Annotated in this window: 12 protein-coding genes; 5 read left to right on the top strand and 7 right to left on the bottom strand. The window is 52.1% G+C overall.

Features of this window, described 5'->3' with window-relative positions; genetic code table 11:
• The first annotated feature begins 1,234 nt into the window (after positions 1–1,234).
• Positions 1,235–2,455, top strand: a complete 1,221-nt coding sequence (locus IMCC21906_RS00055; RefSeq protein ID WP_047010443.1) for an argininosuccinate synthase — start codon at positions 1,235–1,237, stop codon at positions 2,453–2,455.
• Positions 2,456–2,558: 103 nt separating this feature from the next.
• Positions 2,559–5,486, top strand: a complete 2,928-nt coding sequence (locus tag IMCC21906_RS00050) for a choice-of-anchor I family protein (protein ID WP_047010442.1) — start codon at positions 2,559–2,561, stop codon at positions 5,484–5,486.
• Between the two features lie 6 nt (positions 5,487–5,492).
• On the opposite strand, the gene IMCC21906_RS00045 is transcribed toward IMCC21906_RS00050, so the two are convergent.
• Together IMCC21906_RS00045 and IMCC21906_RS00040 are read right to left on the bottom strand one after the other, a co-directional pair.
• The gene (locus tag IMCC21906_RS00045) at positions 5,493–6,044 is read right to left on the bottom strand and encodes a response regulator transcription factor (protein WP_047010441.1); all 552 of its coding nucleotides are present in this window, start codon (positions 6,042–6,044) and stop codon (positions 5,493–5,495) included.
• A complete protein-coding gene (locus IMCC21906_RS00040; protein ID WP_052763274.1) occupies positions 6,041–7,312 on the bottom strand; it encodes an ATP-binding protein in 1,272 nt (423 codons plus the stop codon). The genes IMCC21906_RS00045 and IMCC21906_RS00040 overlap by 4 nt, the downstream gene beginning before the upstream one ends.
• A gap of 309 nt (positions 7,313–7,621) precedes the next feature.
• Here IMCC21906_RS00040 and IMCC21906_RS00035 point away from each other — a divergent pair, with 309 nt between their 5' ends.
• On the top strand, positions 7,622–8,647 hold the full coding sequence (locus tag IMCC21906_RS00035; protein ID WP_052763273.1) for a transporter: 1,026 nt from the start codon (positions 7,622–7,624) through the stop codon (positions 8,645–8,647).
• On the opposite strand, the gene IMCC21906_RS00030 is transcribed toward IMCC21906_RS00035, so the two are convergent.
• The 5 genes from IMCC21906_RS00030 to doeB2 all read right to left on the bottom strand — a co-directional run bounded on the left by IMCC21906_RS00030 (position 8,644) and on the right by doeB2 (position 14,421).
• Positions 8,644–9,105, bottom strand: a complete 462-nt coding sequence (locus IMCC21906_RS00030) for a thiol-disulfide oxidoreductase DCC family protein (protein ID WP_047010439.1) — start codon at positions 9,103–9,105, stop codon at positions 8,644–8,646. The two genes, IMCC21906_RS00035 and IMCC21906_RS00030, sit on opposite strands and share 4 nt — an antisense overlap.
• Before the next feature lie 185 nt (positions 9,106–9,290).
• A complete protein-coding gene (locus IMCC21906_RS00025; RefSeq protein WP_047010438.1) occupies positions 9,291–10,652 on the bottom strand; it encodes an NAD-dependent succinate-semialdehyde dehydrogenase in 1,362 nt (453 codons plus the stop codon).
• Positions 10,653–10,659: 7 nt separating this feature from the next.
• A complete protein-coding gene (gene doeA / locus IMCC21906_RS00020) occupies positions 10,660–11,931 on the bottom strand; it encodes an ectoine hydrolase (protein WP_047010437.1) in 1,272 nt (423 codons plus the stop codon).
• The gene (locus tag IMCC21906_RS00015; RefSeq protein WP_047010436.1) at positions 11,928–13,163 is read right to left on the bottom strand and encodes an aspartate aminotransferase family protein; all 1,236 of its coding nucleotides are present in this window, start codon (positions 13,161–13,163) and stop codon (positions 11,928–11,930) included. Before IMCC21906_RS00015 ends, doeA begins: the two co-directional genes overlap by 4 nt.
• A 91-nt stretch (positions 13,164–13,254) precedes the next feature.
• Complete coding sequence (doeB2, locus tag IMCC21906_RS00010) at positions 13,255–14,421, bottom strand: N(2)-acetyl-L-2,4-diaminobutanoate deacetylase DoeB2 (RefSeq protein ID WP_047010435.1); 1,167 nt, start codon at positions 14,419–14,421, stop codon at positions 13,255–13,257.
• 696 nt (positions 14,422–15,117) lie between these two features.
• On the opposite strand from doeB2, the gene IMCC21906_RS16940 reads away from it, so the two are divergent.
• Complete coding sequence (locus IMCC21906_RS16940) at positions 15,118–15,669, top strand: HAD family hydrolase (RefSeq protein ID WP_052763272.1); 552 nt, start codon at positions 15,118–15,120, stop codon at positions 15,667–15,669.
• A gap of 45 nt (positions 15,670–15,714) precedes the next feature.
• Positions 15,715–16,122 (top strand): hypothetical protein, encoded by a 408-nt coding sequence (locus tag IMCC21906_RS16935; RefSeq protein WP_052763271.1) that lies wholly within the window; start codon positions 15,715–15,717, stop codon positions 16,120–16,122.
• Positions 16,123–16,276 lie beyond the last annotated feature (154 nt).

Below are 16,276 nucleotides of genomic sequence, written 5' to 3'. Positions count from 1 at the left end.
CGAAGTGCGGTGGGCTTTTTTCTATTATTGCCTTGGCGCTGGGGTCACTGCTGGTCGTGATGCTCCTCTGTTGCGATGCTCGCGAATGCGGGCAGTTACGAGACTTGGGTGCTTAGTGCTGTCGCCCTTGACTGGTGGGGGGATACAACTAGCTGTTAAGCCTTTAACGCAGCTGGGGCTGCTGGATTCCGGATCGCAAAAAACGCGTCCGGAATGACGAAGTGCGGTGGGCTTTTTTCTATTATTGCCTTGGCGCTGGGGTCACTGCTGGTCGTGATGCTCCTCTGTTGCGATGCTCGCGAATGCGGGCAGTTACGAGACTCGGGTACTTAGTGCTGTCGCCCTTGGCTGGCGGGGGGATACAACTAGCTGTTAAGCCTTTAACGCAGTTGGGGCTGCTGGATTCCGGATCGCAAAAAACGCGTCCGGAATGACGAAGTGCGGTGGGCCTTTTTTCTATTATTGCCTTGGCCCTGCGGTCACTGCTGGTCGTGATGCTCCTCTGTTGCGATGCTCGCGAATGCGGGCAGTTACGAGACTCGGGTACTTAGTGCTGTCGCCCTTGGCTGGTGGGGGGATACAACTAGCTGTTAAGCCTTTAACGCAGCTAGGGCTGCTGGATTCCGGATCGCAAAAAAACGCGTCCGGAATGACGAAGTACGGTGGGTCTTCTTTCTATTATTCTCTTGGCTCTGGGGTTGTCTGGGGCCATTTGAGTCAAGCTTATGCAACGCTGTGAGAGTAGATGGAAGTGGTATTTTGCTCATCTCTGAACTCATTTCATACCTGAATAGAGTCTTACCCGCGAAAGCGGGTATCCAGTCCATATGGCGTAACTGGGGGAGCGTAACTGGGGGAGCGTAACTGGGGAAACGTAACTGAGGGAAATTGGCACGTCCACCTGCGGGAGTATGGCAAGGCTGAGGTTGTTCAAGGCGGCAGTGGGACTTGGCGCGGGGGCTAACCTAGTTGGTTTGTATGTCCAGGCCACCTAGATTAATCCCTGGCGGAGTAATTTGCCCTGTGCTTAAGAATGTCGATATAAAAACTTGGGCTGAGGTGGTTGGGTGTTAAGCCTCACGAGAGGCGCTAATGTTGCCAGTTTTGCAGATTATTTTTCGCTAGGGTGGACTTGCGGAGCTCCCACATAGCGAAATCCCCCGAATCTCGCTAGAATAGCGGTCTTTTTCAATCCCGGCGGCCTGCGATGGGTCGGGGAAATACGGAGTCGGAAATGTCGGATATCAACAAGGTGGTTTTGGCCTACTCGGGCGGCCTGGACACCTCAGTGATTGTAAAGTGGTTACAAGAAACCTATCAGTGTGAGGTGGTGACGTTTACTGCCGATATCGGTCAAGGCGAGGAGGTTGAGCCCGCTCGCGCCAAGGCAGAAGCCTTGGGTGTAAAAGAAATTTACATTGACGACCTGCGCGAAGAGTATGTGCGGGATTTTGTTTATCCCATGTTTCGCGCCAATGCGATTTATGAGGGTGAGTATCTGCTGGGCACGTCTATCGCCCGGCCTTTGATTGCCAAGCGCTTAATTGAAATTGCCAATGAGACCGGTGCGGATGCGATTTCTCATGGTGCGACGGGCAAAGGTAATGACCAGGTGCGCTTTGAGCTGGGTGCCTATGCATTGAAACCCGGTATTAAAGTGATTGCTCCTTGGCGGGAGTGGGATCTGACTTCTCGCGAAACCCTGATGGCATACTGCGAGCAGCACAAAATTCCGGTGGATTTTTCTGGTAAGAAGAAAAAATCGCCTTACTCGATGGATGCCAATCTGCTGCACATCTCCTATGAGGGCGGCAACCTGGAAGATCCGTACTGGGAGCCAGAAGAAGACATGTGGCGTTGGAGCGTGAGCCCTGAAGCAGCGCCAGATAAACCCACGTATATCGAGCTGGGCTACCAAAACGGTGATCCGGTGACGCTGAATGGCGAAGAGTTAAGCCCGGCGACCATGCTGGCCACGCTCAACAAGCTGGCGGGTGACAACGGTATTGGTCGTCTTGACCTGGTTGAAAACCGCTACGTGGGCATGAAATCTCGGGGTTGCTACGAAACACCGGGCGGCACCATTCTGCTTCGCGCTCACCGGGCTATTGAGTCGATTACCCTGGACCGAGAAGTGGCACACATGAAAGACGAGCTCATGCCGCGCTACGCTAAGCTGATCTACAATGGCTACTGGTTTAGTCCCGAGCGGCATATGCTGCAGGCGGCGATTGATGAGTCCCAGGCGTTTGTAAACGGTGTCGTTAGATTGAAACTCTACAAAGGCAATGTGGTCGTAGTAGGTCGCAAGTCAGACAACTCGCTGTTTGACGAGGCCATTGCCACATTCGAAGACGATGCGGGTGCCTACGATCAAAAGGACGCAGAAGGCTTCATTAAGCTGAATGCTTTGCGGATGCGAATTGCTGCAAACAAGGGACGTTCTCCGCTATAAGTGTGAGAATGTTCTGGCAAAAGGGGGTGCCATTGCGCCCCTTTTTTATTTTAATAAACAGGTGTTGCCGCCAACGGTGGCGTTCAGTATTGGGGCATAGTTAATGATGTTTTCTCGTCAGCAGTATGATTCTGGATTTTTTAAATCGGTGGCATTGGTCGCTGTTGCCGCGGCGTTGTCGGCATGTGGTGGTGGCGGTAGTGACCGGGATAGACGGGTTGGCACAATTGGTACAGAGCTGCGTTCTGCTCAATTTGTGGTGAACGAATCTCTTGGCTCGGTGAGCTTTGCTGGGGGCGATACTCTTAATTTGAGCTTATCGGTGGGTAGCGGTGCTTTTCACGTGCCAGATGATGACCGGGACGTGTTTTATACCATTACTGATCGCGGCCCAACGGTGCCTTGTACTGATACGGGTGAGGTGATTGGCGTTGATAACTTTTGTTCCAATAGTAATGGCTCAGTCTTTGCCCAGCCCGAGTTCAGGCCGCAAATTTTGCGTTGGAAGCTGGCCGAATCCGGCAACAATCTGACCTTAGACTTGGTTGAGCGCACTACTCTGCGGGATCAATTCAATAACCCCGTAGAAGGGGTGCCACCTAGCTTTAGTCAGGCGCTTGATGAAATTCCTTATAACCCCAATGGCAATCAGCTACAACGTAACCCCAATGGTATGGACCCAGAAGCTTTGGTGCGTTTGGATAACGGCCGCTTTTGGATTGCTGAAGAATATGGCCCAAGCCTAGTCTTGGTTGAAAGCGATGGCGAGGTGGTAGAGCGTCAAGTGCCGGCCGGTATTGCCTCTGACTTAAACGGTTCAACCTTTGACGTAAAAGAAGATATTCTTCCCGCTATTTATGCTAAACGTGGCGTACAGCGAGGTATCGCGGCACTGGCGGTTTCTCCTGATAATAGTTTTTTGTACTTTGCGATGAAGGGGCCATTGGCTAACCCAAATACTGCCGCAGTTGAAAATAGCCGAATTGTGCGTGTTGGTAAGGTCTCTCTGAACGCCAACGGTACGCCTAATGCCTTGGTCGGGGAGTATCTCTATCGCTTGGATTCTGCCGCGCAATATGACCTTCAAGCAGACGGTGAAACTGCCGTTCAAAGCGACGTAACTGTTAATGAAATGTCGGCGGTTGCGACGGATGATTTATTGCTTGTTGAGCAAGCGGGTACTGCTAGTAAAGTTTTTCGTATCAACCTTGCCAATGCAGCAAGCATTCAGGGTAGCGAGTTTGATTCGCCTTCTACCTCCCCAAGTCTAGAGCAACAGCAGGCGCTGGAAGACTATCCTTTTGTGGTTAAGCAGCCGGTTTTCAATAGCGCAACCGACCCCCGCGCGGGCGGGATTGATGAAATAGGTACCGGTTTTGAGGGCTTTGCGATATTGAATAGCGATTTTGCGGCAGTTACGACAGACAATGAATATGGACTTCGTGGTGTTCAATCTAAAATTGTTGTGCTGCCAATTCCGGGTTTGCTCAATGGCACCGTGAGCCCTGTTGCCCCAGTCTTGAGCTACGAAAACTCTGCCATTGCTTCGAATGGGGCTGACTTTGATGTCAATGCCGCTGATATCGTAGTGGCTAACCCGAGTCGAGAGCGGATGTTTGTTGCCAACAATGCTCAGGGGAGTATCGATGTTTTTAGCTTGGCAACGCCATTGAGCCCAACGCTGTCTAGCGAGTTAGATATAGCAGAAGTGGCGACGAGTTCCGGCATAACCGCGGGCCGAATCACGGCGATGACGCTGACGGCTGATTATTTGGTAGTGACCATTGCCAATGCGAATGCTCAGGAGGACGGGGTGTTGGCATTATACGACCTTACTACCCTAGGTCTTACGGCTACGTATGACGTTGGTCCTTCTCCCGCAGCGATAGCCGCTGATAGAACGGCAGCTAGAGTCTTTGTGGCAAACGAAGGTGTGCCCAACAATAGTTATAGTGTTGACCCAGAAGGTTCTGTTTCTGTGGTGGATTTTCGTAGCGGGGTGACCTCTGCGATAGTCACCGAAATTGATTTTCAGGACTTTAATACCGGTGGCAGTCGCGCGGATGAATTGCCCGAGGGCGTTTTAATTACCGGCCCGGGCGCGACAGTTGCGCAAGATCTGGAGCCTGGAAGTTTGTCGACGAGCCTTGATGGCAGCCGCTTATATGTTGTCTTGCAAGAAAATAATGCGGTCGCAAAAATTAATGTTGCAAGCCTGGAAATTGAAAGCATTACTGCTTTTGGCAGCAAAGATTTTGGTGGCGCAGCGGCGGGATTGGATACCAATAATAATGGTTTAGCGCAAATTAACTCTCGTCCTGGCGTTGTTGGTTTGTTTCAGGCGGGCTCTGTTGATTGCTTTAATTATAGTGGTCAACGTTATTACTTGACGGCAAACACCGGTGCGCCTCGACAGTACGCAGGGTTTAATGAAGTGGTCCCTGCGGCAGATCTTGATGGTTTTAATGGCCCGGCGATTGACTCGGCTAACCCGAGTATTGGCGCTGCGTCTAATAATTCAGAAATTGGTCGTTTGCAGGTGAGTAATGTTACTGGCGATACCGATAATGATGGTGATATCGATGAAATCTCGGCCTTTGGTGGTCGTTCATTTTCTATCTGGAATGATGACGGTCAATTAGTCTTTGATTCCGGCGATGATATTGCACAAATTACCCAGGCTTACCTGGGTAACGATTTTAATAATCGTGATGCTGGCAGCATTGGCCAAGGCGCTAAACCTAGTGCCGCTGTATTGGTGGGTAGTCAGGGACGGGTTTATGCCTTTATCGTGCTAGAGGCCAGTGGTGGTGTTTTGGTATACGACGTGACTTCGCCATTTGGGGCGCAGTTTGTGCAGTATATTAATAACCGCAGTTTCGCTAGTGACCCGCAGTTTGATACCGGTGATATTGGACCGGCAAATATCGCAGTTTATTCAGACACGTCGGGGGCATATTTGCTGGTGGCCAATGGCCGCAGCGGTACCGTCCGCGTTTTTGAAGTGGGCTCTACGTTAGATACTGAGTAACTGCTTTTAGCTTTTTACCGGCCGCTTTTGCAGTTTTCGTTGCAGAGTGCGCCGGTGCATTCCCAGTGCTCTTGCGGTGGCAGAAATATTGCCATCGTTCTCGCCCAGCACTCTTTGAATATGTTCCCATTCCAGTCGGTCTAGCGATGGCGGTGTCATGCTGTCGGTACTGGTATTCGCAGGCGGTGTGTCGTGGAGTACGAGGGCGGCAAGAATCTCTCGGGTACTGGCCGGTTTTTGCAAATAATTATCTGCGCCGAGCTTTATGGCTTCTACTGCCGTGGCAATACTGGAATAGCCGGTGAGCATCAGCATTTGTACCTTTGGAAACCGTTGTCGCAGCTCCGGGATAAGCGTGAGCCCGGATTCCTGGTCCAGCTTTAAATCCAATACCACATAATCGGGCAGCATCTGTTCGCATTGTTGCCGTGCAGCTTGAATGTTGTTTGCGGCCAATACTTGGTAGCCGCGGCGCGTTAATGATCGGCTCAACGCATCTAGAAATCCTTGGTCGTCATCCACAAGCAAAATATTTTTTGCGGTTGTATTGCTGGTCATGCGGACACTCTTTGCAGTGGCAGGTGTAGGCTTATTTCGCTGCCGCCACCAGGTCTGGGTGTCCAGTTCAGGTGGCCTCCATAGCGGGATGCGGTGGCGTGGCTTAATCGTAAACCCAAGCCTAGCCCGTTCTGCTTGTTGCTGATAAAGGCTTCGCGATTGATATTGGCTTGGCCATCGCCTCGGTCGGCAATATTAAAAATGAGATGTTCGTCTTGGACCGTAACGCTAAGTGCAAGGCCGTGGGGCTCGGCATCGGCGGCATTGTTCAAGAGATTCAGCAGTGCTTGGCTAACCGTACCGTCGAGCTTTAATGCGAGTTCGCGACATGTTTGGCTGAGTTCAACCTTGATATCAATGCCGGGCCTCAGCAATTGCCAGCGATCCAGTAGCTCGCTGACATAGTGTTGCAGCTGTACGTGCTCATCTTCCAGATTGCTAAAGTCCCTGGCGGTGCTGACCAGTTTTTTTAAAATATTTGTGCAGTGGTCAATTTGCTGACTGAGCGCGACCATATCCTGTCGGGAATCCGTACCCTCGTCTAAATCCAACAGGTCTTCGGTTATGACCTTCATGGTTGATAACGGCGTACCGAGTTCGTGGGCGGTGCCTGCGGCGAGGGTGGCAACGGCAAGTAATTGTTCGTCTTGTAGGCGGCGTTCTCTGCTGCGGGCCAGTTCCGCATCGCGTTTGCGCAGGGCGCTGGCCATTTTAAAAACAAAATAAGTGACCAGTAATGCGCTAACTACAAAGTTGGCCCACATGCCCAGTATGTGAATGTTTAGCGCGCTTAGTGAGGGGGCTGGCAGGGCCGACATGGCGCTGTGATCGTGCTGGGGCATGATGGCGGCCAGTGGCACATAATGAAATAACAGCACCGTGTAAACACTGGCGCTTAAGCCTGTAAGTATCCAAGTATGAGACCAGGACAGCGTGGTGGCGGAAATACACAAGGGTACCAGCAAATAGGAAATAAAGGGATTGTTGGCACCGCCCGAAAAATACAGTACGGCGCTAAACCCGGCGATATCCACACAGAGGTGTATAAACAGTTCTAATTGGGTGACAGGCCAAGTCTGAAAACTGCGCCACCAGCTAAAAACAGCAAAAAAAGCCAAGGCGGCAAAGAGTAAATTTAATGTGAGGTAGGGTAGCATCCAGCCCAATACTGAACCGGCGTAATAGGCTGCGCTGACTTGCGCAATGAGTACCAAGCTGCGTAGCGCGCAAAGCGTGCGCAAATTGGCGGTGGCGGGATTCAGATTCACAATGCTCTTTTACAGTTGTTATTACGGGTTAAATAAGCCGATTCTGGGCTTAATCGTTAAGACAGAAATCAGCATATTTGTCAGGATATTATATCTTGTGCCGGCAATGATAGCTTTGCTGCAGCTGCGACAAACTGTCGCGCCAGCTTACTTAAAGGAGCAGGGATAGGGGAATAGGGATAAAGGGGCTGGGCAGCAGGAATCGGCCGTGGCGTTTTTTACGGGTAAGCGGGGCGTGACAATATGTCGCATTTTGTCGTGGGGCTGGCTTGTTAGAATGTCGCCTTTTGCGTAGTAGGAAATGGCAGTATGCGTCGTACATCTTTATTACTGGTAACGCTGTTGGGCCCTTCAATGGTCTTTGCCCACGGTTCACCAAATACCATATCGGGTTCGAGTAGCCATGCGCCGATCTCTGTTATGGGCGACCATACCCATAAAGCCGGTGAGTGGATGTTGTCATATCGCTATATGTCGATGGCGATGGGCGGCAACCTCGATGGCAGCGATGGCATCAGCAGCGCCGAGATTACGGGCAATATGATGAATCCGGGTCAGTATATGGTCGCGCCTGAAGATATGGTTATGACCATGCATATGCTGGGAGCAATGTATGCGCCGAGTGATCAGCTGACGGTAATGGCAATGCTGCCTTGGGTTTCAAGCGAGATGGACCATGTCACCCGAATGGGTGGCCGGTTTACCACCGAAGCTGCGGGCTTTGGCGACGTGAAGCTGAGTGCCTTGGTGAATGTTTATCAATCGGTTTCTAAGGCCCATAAAGTCCACCTTAATTTAGGTTTGAGTCTTCCCACTGGTTCTATCGATGAGCGTGACGATACGCCAGCTATGGCTAACGCCAAGTTGCCCTATCCCATGCAGCTTGGGTCCGGCAGCATTGATGTAATGCCGGGCATGACTTACCAAGGTTTTGGTGAGATATATAGCTGGGGCTCACAGTTGATGCTGACCTTGCCGACCGCAGAGAACGATAACGACTACCAGCTGGGTAATCGCTACGGTGTGTCGGTTTGGTTGGCGCGGAGTTGGTCTACTGCGGTGAGCACGTCGCTGGGGTTGAATTATCAATATTGGCAAAATATTGATGGGGCCAGAGAAGATTTGAATCCGAATATGGTGCCCACTGCTGACCCAGATGCCCGTGCGGGGCAACGCGCCGATTTATCCCTGGGGCTGAATTACTTGTTCATTAGGGGTTCGTTGAAAGGCCACCGCCTTGCGCTGGAATACAGCCAGCCGATCTTTCAACGTTTAGATGGGCCGCATATGGAGTTGGAGTCGACGCTGACACTGGGGTGGCAATACGCTTTTTAATGATGTTCTGATGGCTTAATACATTGGCCATCAAGAAAGCGTTGGCGCAGCTCGGTGCTGGGGAGCTGGCACTGAGCGTAACGACCAAAGAGACGGTAGCGGTTCTGGGCAATGCGGTTGTAGCCCCAGTCCCTGAGTGGGCGGGGAATAAGTTTAAAAATATAAAAAGCAGGCCAAGGCCAAGGCAATTGCCTGAGCACATTTAACACGGCATTACTGCGTAAATAGTGGTTTGCACCTTCCACATAAACCAGCGAATCGAACTGATCCAGCGGCAATGAAAAATGCGCCAGAATGGCTTGTCCTTCTGGAGACTGTACGCTGCAAAGCTTTATGTTTTGCGCTCGGTCAAAACGCAAAATAAAGCGGCTCCAGACGTGGCAAAGTTTGCAGACACCATCAAATAACAGAACCCGGTCCTGCGTTTGAATATACGGTGGAAGTGTTGGGTTATTCATCAAACGATAATAACAGTTTCTGCGGTTTAGGGTTGGCTGGCGGGGAGTAGCCAGGGTGTGAGCTGCTAGGGTGTGAATTACTAGAAGGGGAGTTGCTAGGGTGTGACTTGCTAAAAGGGGAATTGCTAGGGTGTGAGAGCGAGGAGAAAAAAGCTCGGCAGAGCGGGCTGCCGAGCTTGGGCCTGTTACTTAATCCAGATTTGTTTGGCGTTAACAAACTCTTTGATGCCGTGGGGGCCAAGTTCTCGGCCGTAGCCAGAGCGCTTAATGCCACCGCTGGGGAGGCGAGGGTCGGTTTTCACAATGCCATTAATGGCAACTTGCCCGGCTTCCAAGCGGTCGGCGACTTCTCTGGCTAGCTCGGCATTGCCTGTCCAAATGGCGGCGCCTAAACCGTAGGGCGTTTCGTTGGCCAGCTGCACGGCTTCTTCTATGTCTGAGGCTTTAATGGCCGCCATTAATGGGCCAAAAGTCTCTTCTTTAAAAGCGCACATGTTTTCTTCTACATCGGTCAGCAAGGTTACCGGGTAGAAGTAGCCTTTACCGCTGGGAAGCTCGCCACCCAGCAGGCATTTGGCCCCTGCTTCAATGGTCTCACTAACCTGTCTGTGCAGATTATCTCGCAGGTCTGCTCTGGCGATGGGGCCAATGTCGGTATCCGCTGATAGGGGGTCGCCGAGTTTTAATTTTGCCAGCCGGCTTCTGAGTCGCTCACAAAAGTCATCATATATCGATTCTTCAATGATGATGCGCTTGGCAGCAATGCAGGATTGCCCCGCGTTGATAATGCGAGACAGCACCGCGATGTCGGCGGCTGCATCAAGGTCTGCATCGGCCAAGACAATGCAGGGGTCAGAACCGCCCAGTTCAAGTACGGTGGGTTTAATTTCTGAGCCTGCCACTGCGGCAACTTTGGATCCGGCACCGGCGGAACCGGTAAAGGAGACTGCCATAATGCGCGGATCGCGGATGGCGCTTTCTACCTGGGCGGTTTCTATTGGCAGATTGACCATAATGTTTTCTGGCGCGCCAGCGCGTTGAAAGGCCTCGGCAATGAGACGTGCTGAGCCTGGCACATTGGGGTCGTGTTTCATGACGCAGGTATTGCCCGCCATCAGCGCTGGCGCCAAATAGCGGAATGCCAGCCAAGCCGGGGCATTCCAAGGCAGAATGCCGAGCAGGGTGCCCAGTGGTTGGTAGCAAACGTAGCTGAGTGAGGCGTCAGAGGGCAGTTCTTCTTTGCTTAAAAAAGTTTCGGCATTGTCGGCATAAAACTCACAGCACACCGCGGCTTTTTCGACTTCGGGGCCGCCTTCTTTAATGGGTTTGCCCATTTCAATGGCCATGGTTTTTGCAAGGCGTTGCTTGTCATTTCTTAATTCTCTAGCAACGGCTCTAAGCACTTCTGCGCGGGCGGGATAGGTCATCGCCTGCCAGCCATCAAAGGCGCGATCGGCGTCGCCGATACGCTCGTGCAGTTGCTCATTGCTCAGTGCGGGGTATTCTTCAATGACCGCACCGGTGTAGGGGTTGCGTGCTATTAGCATGGTTACCTCAAGCTCCTGTTGATTTTTGCGCTTTGTGGTCTTTGCTTTTGTCTTGCTTGCTACTGGCGTCCTTTGATCGCACTTCCTCCATCTTGATAGGAGCCAGTGGTTCTTTAGCGGCTTTAATACTGAAATCCCGATCCATAGTGAAGAAGGATTTACAGCCTTGATCGGTAATATGGATGGTGTCGGAAATGCCTACGGTTTTGTCGCCGTCAACGCCCCACATCCACGGGATGATATGAAAGGTCATGCCTTCATCCAGCACTACTGACTCGCCCTGTTTGAGGCTGACGATATAGCCCTCGTCCCAGCTGGGAGGAAAGGCGATGCCGATGGAATAACCCGAGCGGGTCACTAAACGAGCGCCGACATCGTTGTCAGTAATAATATTTCGCACCAAATTGTCGGCGTCAGATACAGTCATTCCCGGTTGCACGTATTGATGTACCGCATCCAAGGCGTGTTTCATTTTCTCCTGGGCTTTATACATAGAGTCGGTGAGCGGGCCGGTAACAATCGTGCGCATCATGGCGGTATGGTAGCGACGGAAACAGCCGCCCACTTCTAAAAACACATGGTCGCCGGGCTGCACGGTGCGGCCTTCCCAGGTGGCGTGGCCGATCATGGTTCGCGGGCCGGAGGTGACATAGGGCATGACTGCCGGGGGCTCGCCACCGGCACTGAACATGCCGGCGCTGATGGCAGCACCGATTTCGTTTTCTGTCACGCCGGGTTCGCAAGCAGCAATGCCCGCCTTCATGCCAGCCTCAGTGGCAACTGCTGCCCGGTGCATAAGCTCGATTTCAGCGGGCGATTTACAGATCCGTCCCTGCTCTACAATACCAAAACAGTCCAGCAGCTTGGCTTCTCTCAGCGTGGTGTGGATGCGGTCCTGTTGGTAAGCCGGGAAAAAATAGCTGTTTCGTTCATAGCCTATACGTTTTTTGTCCAGACCAAACTCGCGTAGCGCATCCACCAGCATTTGAATGGCGTCGCCGGTATCGGGATAGGGCCGGGTGCGCTCTACCCAGGTTCGAGCGTGGACATTGGATTCTTCCAATGCCCTGGTGATCATAAATGGTTCATCATCCAGCGGTACCACCAGCGCCTGAAAGAAGGAGTAGCCGGTGGTCTGGTAATCGGTGAGATACATAATGTTCTCAGGATCGGTAATGACCACGGCATCTAAGCGGCGCTTTTGTATACGTTGGCGCAGCGCGGCCAGTCGCTGCTCGTATTCGGCAAACTCAAAGGTCATATCATCGCGTTGTTTCATGCGGCCTCCATGATTTCTGCGGTGGCTTGAACGAGAATATCCAGCGCGGTGTTCAAGTCGTCATTGGGGATGGTTAAGGGCGGAATAAGTTTGACCACTCGGCCGCCGCTGCCACAGGCTGAAACGAGAAGACCGCGACCAAAGCATTTGGCGACAATGGCTTTGGCGAGATCGCCATTGCCAACATCGACGCCAATGATCATGCCTTTGCCTCGAATTTCTATGCTGTCATAGCGATCTGCCAGGGCGTCGACGGCACCGCGCATGGTGGCGGCTTTTTGCGCCACTTCTTCCATTAAGCTTTCGTCTTCAAAATAGCTCAGGGCTTCTGAGCCAGCGACAAAGGACAAACACTGACCTCTAAATGTCCCGGTGTGCTCGCCTGGTGACCAGTGTTTATCAATCTCTGGTTTGACGAGGTTCATGGCCATTGGCGTGCCCATGCCGCCGATGCCTTTGGCGAGGCAGATAATATCTGGGTCTAGCCCCATGCCGTCAAAGCTGAAGTAGGAGCCAGTGCGACCGCAACCGGCCTGAATATCATCAAAAATTACGAGCGAGCCAAACTCTTTAGCCAAGTCGCACAGATCCTTCAGCCACGCCTGGCTGGCAATATTGACGCCGCCTTCGGCCTGAATTGGTTCTACCAAAAATGCGGCCGGAGGCAACATGCCGCTGGAACTGTCGCTATACATGGCCCGTAGTTGAGTAATAGTGCTGTCTTCGCCAAAGGGGTAGTGTTTGACATGTTCTAATGGAATGCCTGCTGCCCCCCGAAACGCTTGGTTTGCAGTACATGCCAGTGCACCTAGCGTCATGCCGTGAAAGCCTTTGGTAAAGGCGATGATTTCTCGGCGTCCTGTCGCGCGGCGAGCAATTTTTAATGCGGCTTCAACAGAGTTGGTGCCCGTGGGCCCCATAAACTGCATTTTGTGATCCATGCCGCGGGGGTCCATTATGGTTTTGACAAACCGTTCCATGAAATCCCGCTTAGCAGTGGTGTGCATGTCCAAACTGTGGGTAACGCCATTACCTTGAATATATTTAATAACGGCTTGGGTCATGCGCTCGTTGTTGTGGCCAAAGTTAAGTACCCCGGCACCGGCAAAAAAATCGATATATTCATTGCCGTTCTCGTCGGTTTGGCGGGCATTGAATGCCTTATCAAACACCACTGGATAGACTCGGCAATAACCCCGGATCTCGGATTCGCGCTGTTCAAAAATACTCATGTCTTTCCTCCTGCGGTTTTTAGAATTTTGTCGCTGGGGACAAAATAGACGCGTCGTGGTGCGTCAAGGTAACGATAGTTTTGATGCCCGATTAGTTGGGCGTAGGTAATGCCGCGCCGACTAAGCGGGCATAAAGTTCGGTAACAAGTGGTATCAGTTTGTCATTAAAGTCGTAGTGGGGACTGTGGCAAGGGTAGGCTTCTTCGTCTGCCTCGCCTGCGCCGATTAAGGCAAAGGCCCCAGGAATTTCTTGCAGGTAATAGCTGAAGTCTTCTGACGCCATAATCGGCGTGAGAATATCGTTTGCCATTGCCGCGCTACCAAAAGCGTCTTGCCAGCAGCTGCGAAGGCGTTGGGCTTGCTGGGCATGATTAATGGTGGCGTTGTAGCGAGGGATGATTTCTACCTCGCAATCAACCCCATAACTGGCCGCGGTTTGCTGGCTTATTTCACGAATAAGCTGATTTACTTCGTCCCGGGTTTTAATGTCGGGTACTCGAATACTGCCGCCGAGTTCTGCTTGTTGCGGAATAATCGTCGCCCCGCTTGGAGCATTAATGGATGTGACGCTGATTACGGCGGCCCGTTGGGGTGCTAGGCGCCGAGCGACAATTTGCTGTAGCGCAAGGGTGATTGCACTGGCGGCCAATACGGGGTCTTTGCATAATTCAGGTTGGCTGGCATGACCACCTTTGCCATTCAGTTTGATGCGAAAGGTGCCGTTACCACACATTACAATATCGTCTGGGCAAGCCAATTTGCCAAAGGGGATGGCGGGCCAGTTATGCCAGCCGAAAATTTCATCCACGCCCTCTAAGGCACCGTCGGCGATCATTTCCCGCGCGCCGTGGCCCCCTTCTTCGGCGGGCTGAAAGATTAAAGTGACTGGCCCCGTGAGTTGATCTTCACTGTGTTTAAGCCACTCTGCGGTTGCCAGCAACGTGGCGGTGTGACCGTCGTGGCCGCAGGCATGCATGCAACCCTGATGTTCGGAGCGCCATTCTTTGTCGGATTTTTCAGTGATGGGAAGTGCATCGATATCGCCTCGCAGGGCAATGTGCTTACCGCGCTTGTGTTTACCGAGCGATGCGACAGTGCCGGTTTTGGCGCAATCTCGCCAAGAGATATCCAGTGAGCTTAACGCTCTGCGGATTTCTGCAGCGGTACGGTTTTCCTGCCAGCCTAGTTCGGGATAGCGGTGGAGCTCCCGACGAAAGGTCTGGGCCGAGGTAATGATGTTATTCCAACGTTCGGACATGCTCCTCCCTATTATTCTCCAGTTCTGCACTGGCATGTACGATCAAAGCACGTTTTGCCAACGGTTTACCACCTTGGAGATCGCTCGCTTGTAATAGGCGATTCATGATCAGGTGTCGAACTTAGCAATTCAGCTCTAATACTAGACCCGAGGCAAGACTTGTTCCAACCAGCTTTTGGGCAGGGGCGTTTAGCTTTAAATGCCCACCTGCTGGTGGTGCTGGAGCCGTGATACTTAAGTGCTATAGCGTTGGTATGTGGAAAAGCCAGAAAGTTTCTTGTTTGTGTAGAAAGAGCGGGGACAGGCCTAAACGGGCGTGACGCTCTTTTTTGGTGCAGCAAGGGGTGCCGGGGAGAGTCTGAATATCACTGCGTTCCATGTCAGTTGAATAGACTTGCAGGAAAGCGCCGTGAGGCCTGCTTTTAGCTTTGCGCGGCATAAAATCTGCATGATCAGGTTTATTGCGTTTCACCGCCAAGCTGAAGTGCTAAACGGATTTTTGCTTGGTTAATCAAGGTCTTCGGATCAGCCTTTACTGGTTTCTTCCTTCATGCAGTGAGGATGTTTGTGCGCCGTCTCGCGGTGCTAGGAGTGGCTCGAACGAGTGAGTGCTCCCACCAACATAGGTCCGTGGACCATACGTCAGGCATCGGCCTGGGGAATGCCCGGCGCTGTTGCAAATCACGGGAATTGACTATGTTGTTAGCAACCGATTTAGACGGCACGTTTTTGGGGGGGACTTCTGAAAATCGCCTTCGTTTATATCAGATTATCGCCGCTCACCCCGAAATTGAACTGGCATTTGTCACCGGTCGTGGACTGGAATCTGTATTGCCATTATTAGCCGACCCCACCATTCCTGAACCGGATTATATTATTTGTGATGTGGGCTGCACGGTAGTTGATGGTAGTACTCAGCAGCCGATACAACCTTTGCAGTCCGATATCGACAAGCTCTGGCCGGGTGAGCACGTTGTCGAAGCTGCCTTGGACGGTATTAACGGCCTGCAACGCCAAGATGTGCCGCAGGAGCGTCGTTGCTCCTATTTTTGTGAGCCTGAAGCGGTAGATGCGGTGCGAGCCCCCTTGGCCAAAGCTGTTGCCGCATTAGATTGCGATCTACTGTATTCCGCAAGTTGGTATTTAGATATTTTTGCTAAAGGCGTCAATAAGGGTTCGACCCTGACGGCATTGGTGGCGCATTTGAACATTCCCCATGAAGAGGTGTTGGTGGCGGGGATACTCTGAATGATCTGTCTATGTATGAGCAGGGCTTTATCGGTGTTTGTGTAGGTGAGTCAGAGTCAGGTTTGCTGGAAGCGACCGAAAGCCGGCGCGGGTTTTCATGCCTCGCTGAGTGGCGCGGGGGGAATTTTGGAAGCTATCCGCCATTTCGGCTTTTTAGGCACGGCCGGTTTGGATGCCGAGGCCCGAGACATTCTGGAGCCCGGCAAGGCGGACTTGGTGATGGTGTATCACCGCCTGCCCTACGAAGAAGTGGTAGAAGATGGTGTCATGATTCGGCGCAGGCCTGCCTCGCCCAATGGCATTATTCCTACCTTATTGAGTTTCTTTGCCGACGGCAAAGCGGGCTCGTGGGTGGCGTGGTCGGTGCATGACAATAAACAAGGCAAATTTGAAACCCACACCGAAGTGAGGCTAGTCGTTATCCAAAGTTGGTGGCAGCGCGGGTTCCTTTAAGCAAAAAAGACATGGATATTTTTTACAAGAAGTTCTCTAAGGAGGCTTTTGGCCCACCTTTGCATACTTTTTGGGAGCGAGCGAGTTTCGGAAGATCACTGGGAGGTTTATCTTAAGGTAAATCGACTGTTCGCGGAGCGTACGGCGGCAGAAG

This window comes from Spongiibacter sp. IMCC21906, from assembly GCF_001010805.1.
Classification (GTDB): domain Bacteria; phylum Pseudomonadota; class Gammaproteobacteria; order Pseudomonadales; family Spongiibacteraceae; genus Spongiibacter.
The sequence above is the reverse complement of the archived record's forward strand: the minus strand, read 5'-3'. Positions and strand labels throughout refer to the sequence as shown.

What these genes read in the sequence shown, in the direction of transcription:
- IMCC21906_RS00055 (WP_047010443.1), top strand. Translation starts at nt 1,235, where the DNA reads ATGTCGGATATCAACAAGGTGGTTTTGGCCTACTCGGGCGGCCTGGAC.
- IMCC21906_RS00050 (WP_047010442.1), top strand. Translation starts at nt 2,559, where the DNA reads ATGATGTTTTCTCGTCAGCAGTATGATTCTGGATTTTTTAAATCGGTG.
- IMCC21906_RS00045 (WP_047010441.1), bottom strand. Translation starts at nt 6,044, where the DNA reads ATGACCAGCAATACAACCGCAAAAAATATTTTGCTTGTGGATGACGAC.
- IMCC21906_RS00035 (WP_052763273.1), top strand. Translation starts at nt 7,622, where the DNA reads ATGCGTCGTACATCTTTATTACTGGTAACGCTGTTGGGCCCTTCAATG.
- IMCC21906_RS00030 (WP_047010439.1), bottom strand. Translation starts at nt 9,105, where the DNA reads ATGAATAACCCAACACTTCCACCGTATATTCAAACGCAGGACCGGGTT.
- IMCC21906_RS00025 (WP_047010438.1), bottom strand. Translation starts at nt 10,652, where the DNA reads ATGCTAATAGCACGCAACCCCTACACCGGTGCGGTCATTGAAGAATAC.
- doeA (WP_047010437.1), bottom strand. Translation starts at nt 11,931, where the DNA reads ATGAAACAACGCGATGATATGACCTTTGAGTTTGCCGAATACGAGCAG.
- IMCC21906_RS00015 (WP_047010436.1), bottom strand. Translation starts at nt 13,163, where the DNA reads ATGAGTATTTTTGAACAGCGCGAATCCGAGATCCGGGGTTATTGCCGA.
- doeB2 (WP_047010435.1), bottom strand. Translation starts at nt 14,421, where the DNA reads ATGTCCGAACGTTGGAATAACATCATTACCTCGGCCCAGACCTTTCGT.
- IMCC21906_RS16940 (WP_052763272.1), top strand. Translation starts at nt 15,118, where the DNA reads ATGTTGTTAGCAACCGATTTAGACGGCACGTTTTTGGGGGGGACTTCT.